Consider the following 15,149-nt stretch of genomic DNA (forward strand, 5'->3'; position numbering starts at 1 on the left):
GGTACCCTCCCTCGTTAATTCGCTGCGACTGCGCTTTTTCCAAGATACGCTTCAATAACCTTCGGATTATTGCGGATGTCGGCAGGCTGTCCTTCTGCAATTTTTTCACCGTGGTCGAGTACGACGATGTGCTCGGAAATTTCCATAACGAGCTTCATGTCGTGCTCAATCAAGATGATAGTCAAGTCAAGCTCTTCTCTCATGCGGTAAATGAGGTCTGTCAATTCCCTCGTTTCCTTCGGGTTCATTCCTGCCGCCGGCTCGTCAAGAAGAAGAATTTTCGGCTTTGTCGCAAGCGCACGGGCGATTTCCAGACGGCGCTGTGCACCGTAGGATAAGTTTTGCGCTTCTTCGTTGAGAAATTCTGCCAATCCTACATATTCCAACAGGCGATATGCTTCTCTTTGCGCTTCTTTTTCCTCATTGCGTACGTGCGGAAAATTCAGGAGAATGCCGACGAATGTGCTTTTCAGATGATTATGCGAACCGACCATCACGTTTTCGAGCACTGTCATATTATTAAACAGACGAATATTTTGGAAAGTACGGGCGATGCCGAATTTGGAAATACCGTGCGGCTTCAAGCCGACGAGCGAATGGGTATCAAGCTTGATTTCTCCCTCATCTGGCTTATATACGCCTGTAATCATATTGAAAAATGTCGTTTTTCCGGCGCCGTTCGGACCGATCACCGCTGTGATGGAGCCCTTTTCAACCGTCATTTCGACTCCCTTTACCGCCACGAGACCGCCAAATCGTTTTGTTAAACCTTTTACCGTTAAAATTCCCATGCGTCTCCCTCCTTACGCTCCGCACGCTTTTTCGTCTTTTTCTTCTGTTTGTGCCGTTTTTACTTGTTCTTTTGCCTTTAATTCAGCTTCGTTGAACTTCGGATTCTTCGCTGGGATTAACCCTTGCGGACGATAGATGGCAAACAAAATCAAGATGCCTCCGAAAATGAAACGCTGCATTTTCGCTGGAGACAGTGCGTCCGGAATGGAGACAACACCGTTTAAGCTCAATTGATTCAGCCAGTTTGTTATTTCTGTCAGCACTTGAAGATTCAAAATCGTCATAACTGCCGCCCCAAGGATAACACCCGGCACGCTTCCCATCCCTCCAAGGATTACCATTACAAGAATAGTGATGGATTCTAACAGTGTAAAGCTTGTCGGATCGACGAACGTTTGCTTCGCTGCGAATACAACGCCCATCATCCCTGAGAAAGATGCACCGATTGCAAAGGCAAGCAACTTTGTGCGAACAAGGTGGATTCCCATCGCTTGCGCTGCGATTTCATTTTCGCGAACGGCTTTCCAAGAACGTCCGATTTTGGAGTACTCTAAACGCTTCACGCCAAAAATGACGAAAAGCAAAATGACTAAGACGATGTAGTAAAATTGGCTGGAATTATTCAGCGTTATGCCAAACAGTTCTGGAGATTTGATTGACGCCAAGCCCATCGCGCCATTTGTAATGTTGACCGGCTTGTCTAAGTTGTTGAAGACAATGCGGATGATTTCCCCGAATCCAAGCGTTACAATTGCGAGGTAATCCCCTTTGACACGAAGCACCGGAACGCCGAGCAGCACTCCGAAAATTGCTGCCATTAAGCAGCCTAGTAAAAGAAAGACCCAGAAGCTTCCGCCTGATAACGGATATTGTCCGAACGGCATGAAGTTGTTCGCCTGCGCCGTCGCGAAAATACCGTACGTGTATGCACCGACTGCGAAGAAGGCTACGAATCCTAAATCAAGAAGTCCGGCAAACCCCACTACGATGTTAAGCCCAAGTGCCATTGCGATATAGATGCCAACGAGAGTCGCAACTTCCATGTAGGACTCATATGCAGGACCGCCGCTTGCGGCAAACGGCAATAATGCGAACAGTACGACAGAGCCTGCGAGCCATTTCATTTTTGCAGAAAAGCCTGTGTAATACAGAAGGAACAGTGAAAACAAGAGAAGCAAAAACGCGACAACGGATTTTTGCGCCAAGTATAAGCTTAAGGATGTTACGAGTACATACAAAGCAAGAAGAATACCTTGCAACAATTTATTTTCTTTTACTTTTGCCAACATGTTCTCTCACCTACACTTTCTCTGTAACTGCTTTTCCGAAAATACCTTCCGGCTTAAAGATCAACACCATGATTAAAATTACAAATGCGAATACGTCTTTATATTCCGCGCCGAGTACGCCGCTTGACAGGGTGGAAAGATTTGCTGCAGCGAACATTTCCAATAGTCCAAGCAAGATGCCTCCGACCATGGCGCCGCGAATATTTCCGATTCCGCCGAGAACTGCCGCCGTGAATGCTTTTAATCCAAGGATAAATCCGATGTACGGGTCAATTGTTCCGTATTGTACTGCGAACAGAACGCCTGTTGCGCCGCCGAGGGCGGAGCCGATAAAGAATGTTAAGGAGATAACTTTGTTTACATTTACTGACATTAATGCTGCCGTTTCACGATCCTGTGCTACTGCGCGCATCGCCATGCCCCATTTTGTCCGGTTCACGAAGAAATCCAGAGCGAACATCATGATAATAGCAATAACAATGAGAATAATAGAAGATGACTTCAGTTGCGCGTTGTTGAACTTCGATAAGAGTGACGATGTTTGAATAGTAACTTGATCTGTGAATAAGCTTGGACCAGTGATAATATAGTTGCCTTTTTTCAATTCTGTAATAAAGCGAACGAGATCCTGAAGCAAAAACGATACCCCGATTGCAGTGATTAAAGTGATTAGCTTCGGAGCCTTTCGCAGCGGACGATAAGCCACCCTCTCAATTCCCATTCCCAGAAACCCAGTCAGCGCCGAAGTAACTACCAATACAAGAATAAGAGCTAACAATGCCGGCATCGCTCCCATCCAGCCAAGTCCAGTCAACATAAGAAAGATGGCGGTTCCGATAAAAGCTCCCGTCATGAAAATTTCACCGTGTGCGAAGTTAATGAGCTCCAAGATACCGTATACCATCGTGTAGCCGAGAGCTACAATGGCATATACCGCACCCAGCGTCAATCCATCCACCAATACTTGCGGTAAAGTGTGCAAAATTTCTGATAGCATGCCTTTCCCTCACTTTCATTTTCTTTTATGAACCTGTAGACACCCTCCAAATGATTCCTTTTTCTTTCTCGCTATTCTCAAGCATGGATTCATCCCGTAATGATTACTATGGTGAAGACTTTGCTCTATGTAACCACCATCCTTTTCTAAAAATTTAGAATATTTATAATATTCTAAGAAAATAATAAGGAAAACTTCGACAATTGACAACTGTTTTCTCAAAAGGGATTTCGACAAAAACAGGAATTGACATCAAGTGTTTGTCGAAGATATAAACAATAAACAGAATGGTGAATAAAATATTTACCCGTTGTTCTGCAAATATAATATTTTATGCAAAAAAACAGGTACGAGGCAGCACCCCGTACCTTCTGCACTATTTGTTCTCAATTTCCCCTTCTTCCCTGCCAGGGTACTTTTGCTCGTCAAACTTATAGATATATACTTTGGAGTATTTGTTGTCGCCTTTCGCGTCGAATGCAACCTTCGTTACAGCACCTTGGTAGTTTGCAGTTTTGCGGACAGAATCACGCACTTGCTCACGTGAAGGAAGCTTGTTGCCGTTAGATTTAATCGCGGACTTCACGCCTTCTAACAATACGCCAGCTGCATCGTAACCGTAAGCGGAGTAGCCTTCTACATCTTTATTGAACTTCTTCTTGTATGTTTCAGCAAATTTCTTTCCGTTTTCCGTTTTCATTGGGTCCGCTGCGATAGATGTGTAATATGTATTCTTGATTGTAGTTCCCGCAATTTCTACAAGTGTAGAAGAGTCAATACCGTCTCCTCCCATAATTGGAATGTTCAAGCCTTTATCACGCGCTTGTTTCACAATTAAGCCAGCTTCAGCATAAAGGCCACCGAAGTAGATTAAGTCAGGCTTTTTCGCCAGCACTTTATTCAGTACGCCGTTGAAATCCTTCTCGCCGACAGTAATGGATTCATGACCTAATACCTTGCCGCCTTCTTTTTCTACAGCTTGCTCAAATGCTTTTGCTAAGCCTGTGCCGTAAGCTGTTTTATCATCAATAACGAAAATATTTTTCGCGTTTAACGTTTTCAGCGCGTATTCCGCTCCTGCAGGTCCTTGGAAGTCATCGCGTGCACAAATACGGTTTACAACCTTTAAATTGCGGTCTGTTACATCTGTTGCTGTATTTACCGGAGATACCATTGTAAGGTTGTTCTTTTCATATACTTCTGAAGATGGAATTGCTACACCTGAGTTCAAGTGCCCGACAACGCCGAGAACGTCTTTATCTGCTCCGATAAGCTGCGCATTCGCAACCCCTTTTTTCGGATCTGCCTGATCGTCATAAGGAACGAGCTGCAGGTCAAAACCAAGCTTTTTGAATTCTTCCTTTTGCTCCTCTAGCTTCAGCTGAGCACCTAGCTTAATAGCTTCCCCCTGCGTTGCGGAGGCTCCGGAAAGCGGGGATTGTGTCACGATTTTAATAACCTTGCCGCCACCGCCATCAGACGTTGTTCCAGATGTTTGCTGCGATTTGTTGCCGCTGCAGCCTGCTAAGATGCCGAATACAAGCGACGTAGACAAGACTAGTGCCATTCCTTTTTTTAATACCAATTAAATTCCCTCCTCGTTTTTTAAATTTTTTAAATATTTAGTTAAATCATAATCGAAGAAGTTATATTGTACAATCCTATATTTTTATACAAATTTAGACACTCGGTAAATGAAATAACAAAAAAATTCATTAATAGCCCTGCAGAAAAAGCAATAGAAAGCTCTTTCAATTATTATAATTTCAAAAGCTTTTTGAGCTTCCGTATTCATTTTCTATTTTATAGTGATACACGGATTTTTAATTCGTTCTACAATCATAATCGATCTCTAGCATCACGCTTTAAACACCCTTCGCTGATTTTGGTCGTAGTTTTATGGATTGCTTTGCTTGCCGGTTTTGCAGCAGGTGCATCTTTTGTATAAATAATATTCATATAAGATTATTTTCAAGTTCTTTGTTGTTTACAGACATAGCTTTATAATGGGCCGCTTCCGCCCTTTCATTCACTCACTTTCACAAACGATTGATTCGTTAGCATTATAGCCTAATGTTTCCACCCCTTTATTAAAGAAGATTGTTATGTATGACATAGTTATACTATTTATAACGATAAAATGCACCTAGAATGTAAGAAAATCTAACATGTTTTTCACTAGAATACGTTGCCTCACAAAACAACTCTAGTGAAAAGAAGATGAATGGAATGTAAGGAGGGGCCTTTTTCTCACAGAAAAGCACCCATTGGGTATCCAATGGGTGCTTCAATTCACTATCCTTCTGTCTTTTGTTCCTTCCATACCTCAACGACATTTCCTGAGCTGCTCGTATCAATGAGCGGACTTCCGTTGCTGTATCGATCTCTTGGCTTTAATGAACTTGGATCAATGACTTCCAATGCGTTCTTTTCTGATTTTGCGTACAGAATATGCTGTTCGCTTATCGCCTCTGCACCGACGATACGGTATGGGTTTGTTTTAACTTCCTTAAAAATGAGATGTCCGCGCTTCGCACGATTCGATAGGTCTATTTCTTTTGCATGCATTTTTTTCACTGCGCCACGCTGGGTCACGACAAGCAATGCGTCTGCATCAGTTACTGTCAGCCCTTTTACGACGTAATCGCCGTCTTTTAAATTAATGCCTTTTACGCCTGCGGCACGGACACCAATCGGGCTCACTTCTTCTTCTTTAAAGCGAAGAGCATATGCCATGTGCGTCATAAGTATGATATCCTGCGTGCCGTCCGTAGTCATAATATCAATGACTTCATCATCACCCTTAACGTTAATTGCGACTAATGAGCGGGAATAACGTTGTACTTTGTATTGCTTCAGCTCTGTTTTCTTGATCATGCCGTTTTTTGTGACAAAAAACAAGAAACGGTTGTCTTCTTCAAAGTTTTTCACATCGATTGCCGTTAGGAGCTCTTCATCTCGATCGAGCGTCACAATGTTCGCAATGTATTGGCCGAGATCTTTCCAGCGAATGTCCGGCATTTCGTAAACCGGTAAATAAATATAGTTTCCTTTGTTCGTAAACAAGAGAAGAGTATCGGTTGTATTAATATCAAAACGGGCAAGCAAACGGTCGCCTTCTTTCATGCCGAAGTCTTTTCCGTTCGATGCGTTGTAAGAACGCCAGCTAGTACGCTTTACATATCCTTCTTTTGTTACCGTTACAATTACATCTTCTTGCGGAATCATGACTTCCATATCGATCTTAATATCTTGAATTTCGTGCTCAACAACCGTACGGCGCACATCGCTGTATGTTTTTTTCACGCGCTTCAAGTCTGTTTTGATGACTTGCAGCAGCTTCTTCTCGCTGCCTAAGATCGCTTGCAGCTCTTGAATTTTCTTATTCAGCTCTTCCGCTTCTTTTTGAAGAGCCGTAATGTCCGTATTCGTCAATCGGTACAGCTGCAAGGAAACAATCGCTTCCGCTTGCGGCTCCGTGAATGCGAACTTGGCAATTAAATTATCCTTCGCGTCGCGTTTATCTTTAGAAGCGCGAATTGTTGTGATAACTTCGTCCAAAATAGATAAGGCCTTCATTAAACCTTCAACAATATGCTGGCGGTCCTGCGCTTTTTTCAGTTCATATTCGGAACGGTTCGTCACAACTTCTTTTTGGTGACTGATATACGCATCCAATATTTGCGGCAGGCTCATCAACTTCGGACGGCGATTGTGAATCGCCACCATGTTGAAATTGTATGGAATTTGCAAGTCTGTCGCTTTGTATAAGTAATTTAAGATGCCTTCTGCGTTTGCATCCTTTTTCAGCTCGATCACAATGCGCAGTCCTGTACGATCTGTTTCGTCGCGCACTTCTGCGATGCCGTCGAGCTTCTTCTCGATGCGCAAATCGTCGATTTTCTTTACAAGATTTGCTTTGTTGACCTCGTACGGAATTTCTGTGATGACAATTTGTTGTCTGCCGACGCGCATGTCTTCAATCGCCGCTTTGCCGCGGATAATAATTTTGCCGCGGCCTGTTTCATAGGCGCGCTTGATGCCGTCAATGCCTTGAATGATGCCGCCTGTCGGAAAATCAGGTCCGCTGATTACTTGCAGCAGATCATCTACCGTGCACTCCGCATTATCAATACGCATAATTGCCGCATCGATTACTTCGCCAAGGTGATGGGGCGGAATTTCTGTCGCGTATCCTGCGGAAATTCCCGTCGATCCGTTGACAAGAAGGTTCGGGAAGCTTGCCGGTAAAACGATCGGCTCTTCGCTCGTATCGTCAAAGTTCGGTACGAACTCGACCGTATTCTTCTCAATATCGCGAAGCAATTCAGAAGCAATCGGCGAAAGACGCGCTTCTGTATAACGCATCGCTGCAGCCGGATCGCCATCGATGCTTCCATTGTTCCCGTGCATTTCTACGAGAACATTGCGCACCTTCCATGTTTGGCTGAGGCGTACCATCGCTTCATACACGGACGAATCGCCGTGCGGATGATAGTTGCCGATTACGTTCCCGACCGTTTTTGCAGCTTTTCGAAACGGCTTGTCATGCACGTTCCCTTCCACGTACATGGAATACAAAATACGGCGCTGCACCGGCTTTAAGCCATCGCGCGCATCCGGCAATGCACGATCTTGAATAATATATTTACTGTACCGGCCAAAGCGGTCGCCAATCACATCTTCAAGAGGCAGATCGTGAAACTTCTCTGCTTGCATGCTACTCCACCTCCGTTGAAATCATTTCATTTTCTAAAATATTTCCTTCTTCCTGCAGACCGAACTGTACATTGCGCTCAATCCATTTGCGGCGCGGCTCTACTTTATCGCCCATCAATGTTGTCACACGGCGCTCGGCACGGGCTGCATCATCGATTTTGACGCGGATCAACGTTCTTGTCTCCGGATCCATCGTCGTTTCCCATAATTGGTCAGCGTTCATTTCGCCAAGACCTTTATAGCGCTGAATTGTATAGCCTTTTCCTACCTTTTTCGTTACTGTTTGCAGCTCTTCATCAGACCATGCATATTCGATTACTTCCTTCTTGCCTGTTCCTTTGCTTACTTTATAAAGAGGCGGAAGCGCGATGAACACTTTGCCAGCTTCAATAAGCGGCTTCATGTAGCGATAGAAGAATGTAAGCAAAAGCACTTGGATATGCGCTCCGTCCGTATCGGCATCTGTCATGATTATCACTTTGTCATAGTTGATATCTTCAACCAAAAATTCCGGTCCGACCCCGCCGCCGATCGCATGAATAATCGTATTGATTTCCTCATTTTTAAAGATATCGGCAAGCTTAGCTTTTTCTGTGTTGATGACCTTACCGCGAAGCGGCAGCACCGCTTGAAAGCGTCGATCGCGCCCTTGCTTGGCAGATCCGCCTGCGGAATCCCCCTCTACAAGGTACAATTCGTTTTTCTGCGGATTGCGCGACTGTGCCGGTGTCAGCTTGCCGCTTAAAGAAGCTTCGGAGCGCTTTTTCTTTTTGCCGCTTCGCGCTTCTTCACGCGCTTTTCGCGCCGCTTCTCTTGCCTGAAACGCTTTGATTGCTTTTTTCACTAAAAGAGTTGCGGCATCCGGATTTTCTTCAAGGAAATATGCCAAATTTTCGGACACAATGGCATCAACTGCCGAACGTGCCTCGCTCGTTCCAAGTTTTCCTTTCGTTTGTCCCTCAAACTGCAGCAAGTCTTCTGGAATGCGCACAGACACAATAGTTGATATTCCCTCGCGAATGTCGCTGCCGTCCAGATTTTTATCTTTATCCTTTAACAAGCTGATTTTGCGCGCATATTCGTTAAATACGCGCGTCATCGCTGTTTTAAAGCCGGCTTCATGCGTTCCGCCGTCCTTTGTCCGCACGTTGTTTACGAACGATAAAATATTTTCGGAATAGCCGTCGTTGAATTGGAATGCAAGCTCCGCTTCAATGCCGTTTTGCTCTCCTTCAAAATATACGACGGAATGAAGCGAATCCTTTTCTTCGTTCAAGTACGAAACAAATGCTTCAATTCCCGTTTCATAGTGAAATACATCTTCTAAATCGCTGCGTTCATCCTTTAATACAATTTTCATTCCCTTTAATAAAAAGGCAGATTCGCGCAAGCGTTCGCTTAATGTCTCATAGTTATAATTCGTTGTACTGAAAATCGTCTGATCCGGCTTGAAGTGAATCGTCGTTCCCGTTTGTCTTGTCGTTCCCGTTTTCTCAAGCGTTGTAGCCGGTTTTCCTCCGTTTTCAAAGCGCTGTTCATACACATAGCCGTCGCGCTTGATGGTAACGACGAGCCACTCGGAAAGAGCATTTACAACAGATGCCCCTACGCCGTGCAATCCCCCGCTCGTTTTATATCCGCCTTGCCCGAACTTTCCGCCCGCATGGAGAACTGTAAGAATGACCTCCGGTGTAGGTTTTCCCATTTTGTGCATACCCGTAGGCATTCCGCGCCCTTTGTCGTGCACACTTATGCTGTTATCTTTATGTATAATGACTTTGATTTCGTCGCCAAAGCCTGCTAAAGCTTCATCGACCGAGTTATCGACGATTTCGTATACTAAGTGATGCAATCCTCGGCTGTCCGTGCTTCCGATGTACATACCCGGACGCTTCCTGACGGCTTCCAATCCTTCAAGCACCTGAATCGCATCTTCGTTATATTGTATTTGTGCCAAAGCGCTTACTCCCTTCCTCCGAACAAACAGAACGTATGTTTCCGTTATAGCATACCGCACCGTCCTAATTTTGGCAAGCACGCGTAGTATGTATTATACAAGATTGAACAGAAAAATCCTTGTTGGCAACAAGGATTCCTCTAAGCTACTATTTCAAAAAAAGAAAGGTTTGTCAATGGCATCTGCCCTCTAATCCTTGAAGCAGCAAGCTTTTCTCTTCACATCAGCTTCCAAATCACCCAAATAATAAATATCCAAAAAGGCGTGACAAGAAGCAGTCCCCATAAACAGCCGCGAAAAAAATTCACGCCGAACACCTCATCTATCTCGTTAAAGCGTGCTCTACTTTGATGCAGCGGTCCATAATGACAGTATATCCTTTTTCCTTTAAAAATTCGTATGTAGCCTCATCCTGCAAGCCAAGCTGCGCCCAAAACACATCAGCATCGATTTGTACAAACTCCTGCGCCACGTCCATTAAAAATTCAGAGCGCCGGAATACATTGACAATGTCCACATGCCCTTCAATTTCTTTTAATGTTTTCACCGCTTTTTTGCCAAGAATATAATCCGCCTTCGGATTTACCGGAATAATTTCATACCCAGCATCCTGCATAGCTTTTGATACCATATAAGATGTTCTTTCCGGATTGTCAGACAGTCCCACCACTGCAATCGTTTTGCTCTTTTTCAAAATTTGACCGATTTCCTCGCGTGTCGGATTTTGCATCATAATCCCTCCTTATTCAAAGTATAACGAAAGGAGAAGAGCTCTTTCAACAGAAAGAGCTCTTTTAATTTGCACTCGCATCAAGCGATACTGTTTTTTCTTGCTTTTGACCGCCGCGATAGAACGTAATTGTAATGTTATCGCCGATTTTTTTCTTTTCATACAAGTACTGGCGGAATTGCAACGCATTGTCGATTTTTTGGCCGTCTAACGCTACGATGAGATCCAGTTCCTTAAGGCCTGCCTTCTCTGCCGGTGAATTCGACGTAACCGCCATGACGATAACTCCGCTCGTTACATCTTTCGGAAGTTGTAATTGATTCAATGCATAGCTCTGCACTTCATCTAATGATTTCAGCTGTATGCCCATAAACGGACGTTGTACTTTACCATACTGTTCTATAGAATCTAAAACAGGCTTCGCGACATTAATCGGAATCGCAAACCCAATTCCTTCAACAGCCTGTTGCGCGATTTTACTGGAGTTGATGCCGATCACTTCTCCGTTCGTATTCAACAATGCACCGCCGCTGTTGCCGGGATTAATAGATGCATCTGTCTGAATCACCTGCGCCTGCCAGTCCGGACTGCCGTCTTGGTTGATATCTACTGGAATTTCACGATCCTTGCTGCTGATAATACCCTCTGTTACTGTTCCGGCAAAGCCAAGCGGGCTTCCGATTGCGATCGCTGTTTCTCCGGCACGGATTTTATCGGAGTCCCCGAGTGTTGCAATTTTCGTAATTGTACTTCCATCTACTTCTAATACAGCTAAATCAAGCAAAGGGTCGGTTCCGACAAGTTTCGCTTGCAGCTTTTTCCCGCTGCTTAAGACGACTTCCAGTTGCTTTTCACCTTCAACAACGTGATTGTTCGTCACAATCAGCGCTTTATTTCCCACTTTTTTATAAATAACACCTGAACCAGTTCCAGCCTGTTGCACTTTATTAGAAAGCGGATCTGAACTTTGATAGTTATTAACACTCACAACAGCTTCCTTCGCGCCTTGCACCATACCGGCAATATCTGTTGATTTCATACTTTGCACGACCGGAACAACAGTACCTTCGCTTTGCTGCACTTTTTGAACGGCAGTCTGACCTTGCAGCGCAGGGATATACGAACCGGCTGCTGTAACTGTAACCGCACCGATCACCGCACCGATAAGACCTGTGAAAAAGTATCCTTTTTTGCCGCGTACTTTTCGCTCCTCATGTCTTGTCACATCTGTTTCATCATAATATCCCATTCGTCTGGCCCCTCTCTGTTTCTTGATAGACCCAGTGTAATATGCCGCTGTGTATTTGTTGTGAACTTGTCGTGAAATTCAACAAGATTTTCGTAAGCAGGACGTGTTATTATTATAAAATAACATGCCTGCCTTAGGCCTACTCTTCGAACTTATATCCGACGCGAATCACAGTGGTGATATGGTTTGCCTTTTCGCCGAGCTTGCTTCTCAGCTTTTTAATATGTGTATCCACCGTGCGGTCATCACCGTAATAATCATAGCCCCACAGCTGATTCAAAAGATGCTGACGGGATAAAACAATCCCTTTATTCTCCATAAGATACACAAGCAGCTCAAATTCCTTATGCGTTAAAATCACTTCATTCCCATCAGCTATAACAGTACGCGACAATTTGTTCACTTCAATTCCACTCATAGACAGCATATTCTCTTCCTGACCGACGGAGCCTTCTGCACGCTTGAGCAGCGTTTTTGCTCTCGCTACAAGTACCTTCGGACTGAACGGTTTCGTCACGTACTCGTCCGCTCCAAGCTCAAAGCCAAGAAGCGTATCCTCTTCATCAGAGCGGGCGGTCAACATAATAATCGGCACAACGGATTCCTTGCGAACACGGCGGCATACAGACCAGCCGTCGATTTCCGGAAGCATAATATCAAGAACGATTAAATCAATCTCATGCGCTTCAAAAAGCGCCAGCGCTTGCTTCCCGTCCTCTGCCTCAAGCACTTCAAATCCTTCGCTCGCAAAATAGTCGGAAACAATTTCACGAAGGCGCTGTTCGTCTTCTACAAGCAGCACCGTTTTGTTCATATGATTTCCCCCTTTCTTTTATCTAAACGAATAATGCGCTGATTTCCACTGCCCCGAAACGGGAGCGCACGGTCTTTTTTATTCCATTCAAATCTTCCATCTACTAGTACATCTGCATAGTCCAACAACTCTATCATATCACGATTTCCTATTCTCTGTATCTCCTCAAATGTATATCCCGTATACATCCATAGCGTTTTACCGCTTTCTTTCACCATCCGGGCAAGCTTCTTCGCCTCACGCGCCTGCATGAACGGCTCACCGCCTGAAAACGTCACATTCGTAAGAGAATTGCTTATAATTTCTTGAAGAGCTTCTTCTGCGCTCATCTGGATTCCGTTACTCCAATCCCACGACTGCGGGTTATGGCAGCCGAAACAGCGATGCGGACAGCCTGCAAAAAACACGACTGTCCGCAACCCCTCGCCATCTACAACACTATCATGCAAAATGTTCAGGATTCTCATGAATGCTTCACCCGTTCCGCTTCCTCGCTTCGTTTCGCGCTGTTCCATTTTGTCATATCCCCTACCAAATATCCTGTAATACGGCGGATGCGTTCTATTTTCTCTTCGTCATCATTTCCGCATACAGGGCACTCTCGTTCTATTATGCTGTTGTATCCGCAGCATGTGCACCGGTCTACGGGATGATTGATAGAACCGTACCCGATTCCGTAATACGCCATGGCATTGATGAGCTGATGCAGTGCTTCTATATTGTGAACAGCTGCGCCGTCCAACTCGATATACGTGATGTGCCCCGCATTGCACAGCTCATGAAACGGCGCTTCCCTCCGTATTTTTTCGATTGCTTGCAAAGGATAATAAACAGGAACATGGAAGGAATTCGTATAAAAACTCCGATTGGTTACGCCGGAGATGACGCCAAACTTTTTACGATCGCGCTTTGTGAATTTCCCAGATAAACCTTCTGCAGGAGTAGCCAAAAGTGAGAAATTAAGCTGATGCATTTCTGTCGCCTTATCCATTTTCTCCCTCATAAATCGAACGATATTAAGCCCGAGTTCCTTTGCTTCCTCGCTTTCCCCGTGATGCTTGCCAATTAATGCAGTAAGACATTCAGCCAATCCGATGAAGCCTACGCTTAATGTTCCATGCTTGATTATCTCTTTTACACGTTCACTAGGTTGCAGCTTTTCACCGCCCCGCCAAATTCCTTGTGAATAAAGAAACTGAAAATCTCTAGCGCACTTTGATGCTTGATAATGAAAGCGTTCCAGCAGCTGTTGAATCGCCAGATCTATGTATTGATTCAGCAGGTCGAAAAAGTGCTCCGTTGACTCGCTGATTAGGGCGAGCTTCACAAGGTTTAAAGATGTAAATGAAATATTCCCTCTGCCGACCGCATTTTCTTCGCCGTGAATATTGCTCATCACACGCGTCCTGCATCCCATATAGCACGCTTCACTTTCCGGGCGTCCATCATAAAATGCAGCGTTAAAAGGCGCGTTCAAAAACGCGAAATTCGGAAACAATCGTTTTGCCGTCGTTTCCAGTGCCAGACGGTATAAGTCATAGTTCAGGTCGTTTGCATCAAAATTAATTCCTTTTTTCAGCTTAAACACTTGAATCGGAAAAATCGGTGTTTCTCCCTTTCCAAGTCCCGCCTGGGTAGCAAGAAGCAGCTGCCGGATGAGCATCCGTCCTTCCTTGGACGTATCCGTGCCGTAATTAATGGAGATGAACGGAACCTGTCCACCCCCGCGGCTGTGCATGCTGTTGGCATTATGAATAAATGCCTCGCACGCTTGATACGTGTCTCTCTCCGTTTCCTTCCATGCCAATTTTTCCGCCTGTTCTGTCATTCCATATTGGTGGAAGCGTTCAAGATGACGTTCGTATGTTTTTTTCACATAAGGCGCAAGATCGTAATCGAACATCGGAAACGCTTGGCCGCCGTGCTGCATGTTTTGATTTGCTTGTAAAACAATTGCCGTAAGCGCCATAGCGCTGCCGATGCCGCCCGGCTCTCTCATATAACCATGACCTGTAGAGAACCCCCCCTTCAATAGCTGTCCGAGCGGAATTTGCGAGCATGTAGTCGTTCCAGCTATATAAAAATCAAGATCATGCGGATATAAAATATTCTCTTCCATCGCCTTAAGCACTTTACTAGATAACAGCTTTTCCATCGCATAAAATCTCGCAGTCTCAGAAGCAACTTTCCCCATCATCCCCATGGGAGATCGGCCATCCACATTCGCATTTTCCTGCATGATATCTTGTTCAGCTCCTGCCACAATCTTGTCAAGCATGTTCATCCATTCCCTTTCTACGTTTGTTCCTTTCATTACCAATCACTCCTCTAAACTATATATTGTATACCATAATAAAAACCATACTATATATAGAGCCTCCAATGATGTGATAATTGTAACGTTCTTGTGAAAATGAGAGATTGGCATTTTATCATAAATTGGACGAGAATACCCCCACTTCTAGGAGCAGAAGCGAGTAAGTGAGGGAGGTTCATCGTCACATGTCAAAAAATAGACTTCATGCGAAGAAGAATTTCACTCCCCTTAAAGAAATTGTAAAAGATACTTTATAAAGGCTCAGTTGTTTACACAGCCCTATCT

The 15,149-nt window shown here is 44.6% G+C and carries 11 protein-coding genes; all 11 read right to left on the minus strand.

The genetic code is table 11. The features are described 5' to 3' along the window. Nucleotides 1-14: 14 nt before the first annotated feature. Nucleotides 15-791: an ABC transporter ATP-binding protein gene (locus tag H540_RS0106105; RefSeq protein WP_028399881.1), complete on the minus strand. Its 777-nt coding sequence runs from the start codon at nucleotides 789-791 to the stop codon at nucleotides 15-17. 12 nt (nucleotides 792-803) lie between these two features. Continuing rightward, entirely contained in the window at nucleotides 804-2,081 is a 1,278-nt protein-coding gene (locus tag H540_RS0106110; protein ID WP_028399882.1) for a branched-chain amino acid ABC transporter permease, read from the minus strand. Nucleotides 2,082-2,091: 10 nt separating this feature from the next. Further along, entirely contained in the window at nucleotides 2,092-3,078 is a 987-nt protein-coding gene (locus H540_RS0106115) for a branched-chain amino acid ABC transporter permease (RefSeq protein WP_028399883.1), read from the minus strand. A gap of 376 nt (nucleotides 3,079-3,454) precedes the next feature. After that, complete coding sequence (locus tag H540_RS0106120; RefSeq protein ID WP_028399884.1) at nucleotides 3,455-4,663, minus strand: branched-chain amino acid ABC transporter substrate-binding protein; 1,209 nt, start codon at nucleotides 4,661-4,663, stop codon at nucleotides 3,455-3,457. Nucleotides 4,664-5,373: 710 nt separating this feature from the next. Next, nucleotides 5,374-7,797 (minus strand): DNA topoisomerase IV subunit A, encoded by a 2,424-nt coding sequence (gene parC / locus H540_RS0106125; RefSeq protein WP_028399885.1) that lies wholly within the window; start codon nucleotides 7,795-7,797, stop codon nucleotides 5,374-5,376. Nucleotide 7,798: 1 nt separating this feature from the next. Continuing rightward, complete coding sequence (parE, locus tag H540_RS0106130; protein ID WP_028399886.1) at nucleotides 7,799-9,754, minus strand: DNA topoisomerase IV subunit B; 1,956 nt, start codon at nucleotides 9,752-9,754, stop codon at nucleotides 7,799-7,801. Between the two features lie 322 nt (nucleotides 9,755-10,076). Then, entirely contained in the window at nucleotides 10,077-10,490 is a 414-nt protein-coding gene (locus H540_RS0106135) for a CoA-binding protein (RefSeq protein WP_028399887.1), read from the minus strand. Between the two features lie 58 nt (nucleotides 10,491-10,548). Continuing rightward, entirely contained in the window at nucleotides 10,549-11,733 is a 1,185-nt protein-coding gene (locus H540_RS0106140) for a S1C family serine protease (RefSeq protein WP_028399888.1), read from the minus strand. A 139-nt stretch (nucleotides 11,734-11,872) separates the two neighbouring features. Beyond that, a complete protein-coding gene (locus H540_RS0106145; protein WP_028399889.1) occupies nucleotides 11,873-12,547 on the minus strand; it encodes a response regulator transcription factor in 675 nt (224 codons plus the stop codon). Continuing rightward, nucleotides 12,544-13,014 (minus strand): anaerobic ribonucleoside-triphosphate reductase activating protein, encoded by a 471-nt coding sequence (gene nrdG, locus H540_RS0106150; RefSeq protein ID WP_028399890.1) that lies wholly within the window; start codon nucleotides 13,012-13,014, stop codon nucleotides 12,544-12,546. The genes H540_RS0106145 and nrdG overlap by 4 nt, the downstream gene beginning before the upstream one ends. After that, nucleotides 13,011-14,861 carry an anaerobic ribonucleoside triphosphate reductase gene (locus tag H540_RS0106155; protein ID WP_028399891.1) on the minus strand — a complete coding sequence of 617 codons (1,851 nt, stop codon included), beginning with the start codon at nucleotides 14,859-14,861 and terminating at the stop codon, nucleotides 13,011-13,013. Before H540_RS0106155 ends, nrdG begins: the two co-directional genes overlap by 4 nt. Nucleotides 14,862-15,149 lie beyond the last annotated feature (288 nt).

The organism is Ectobacillus panaciterrae DSM 19096, assembly GCF_000430785.1.
GTDB lineage: Bacteria > Bacillota > Bacilli > Bacillales > Bacillaceae_G > Ectobacillus > Ectobacillus panaciterrae.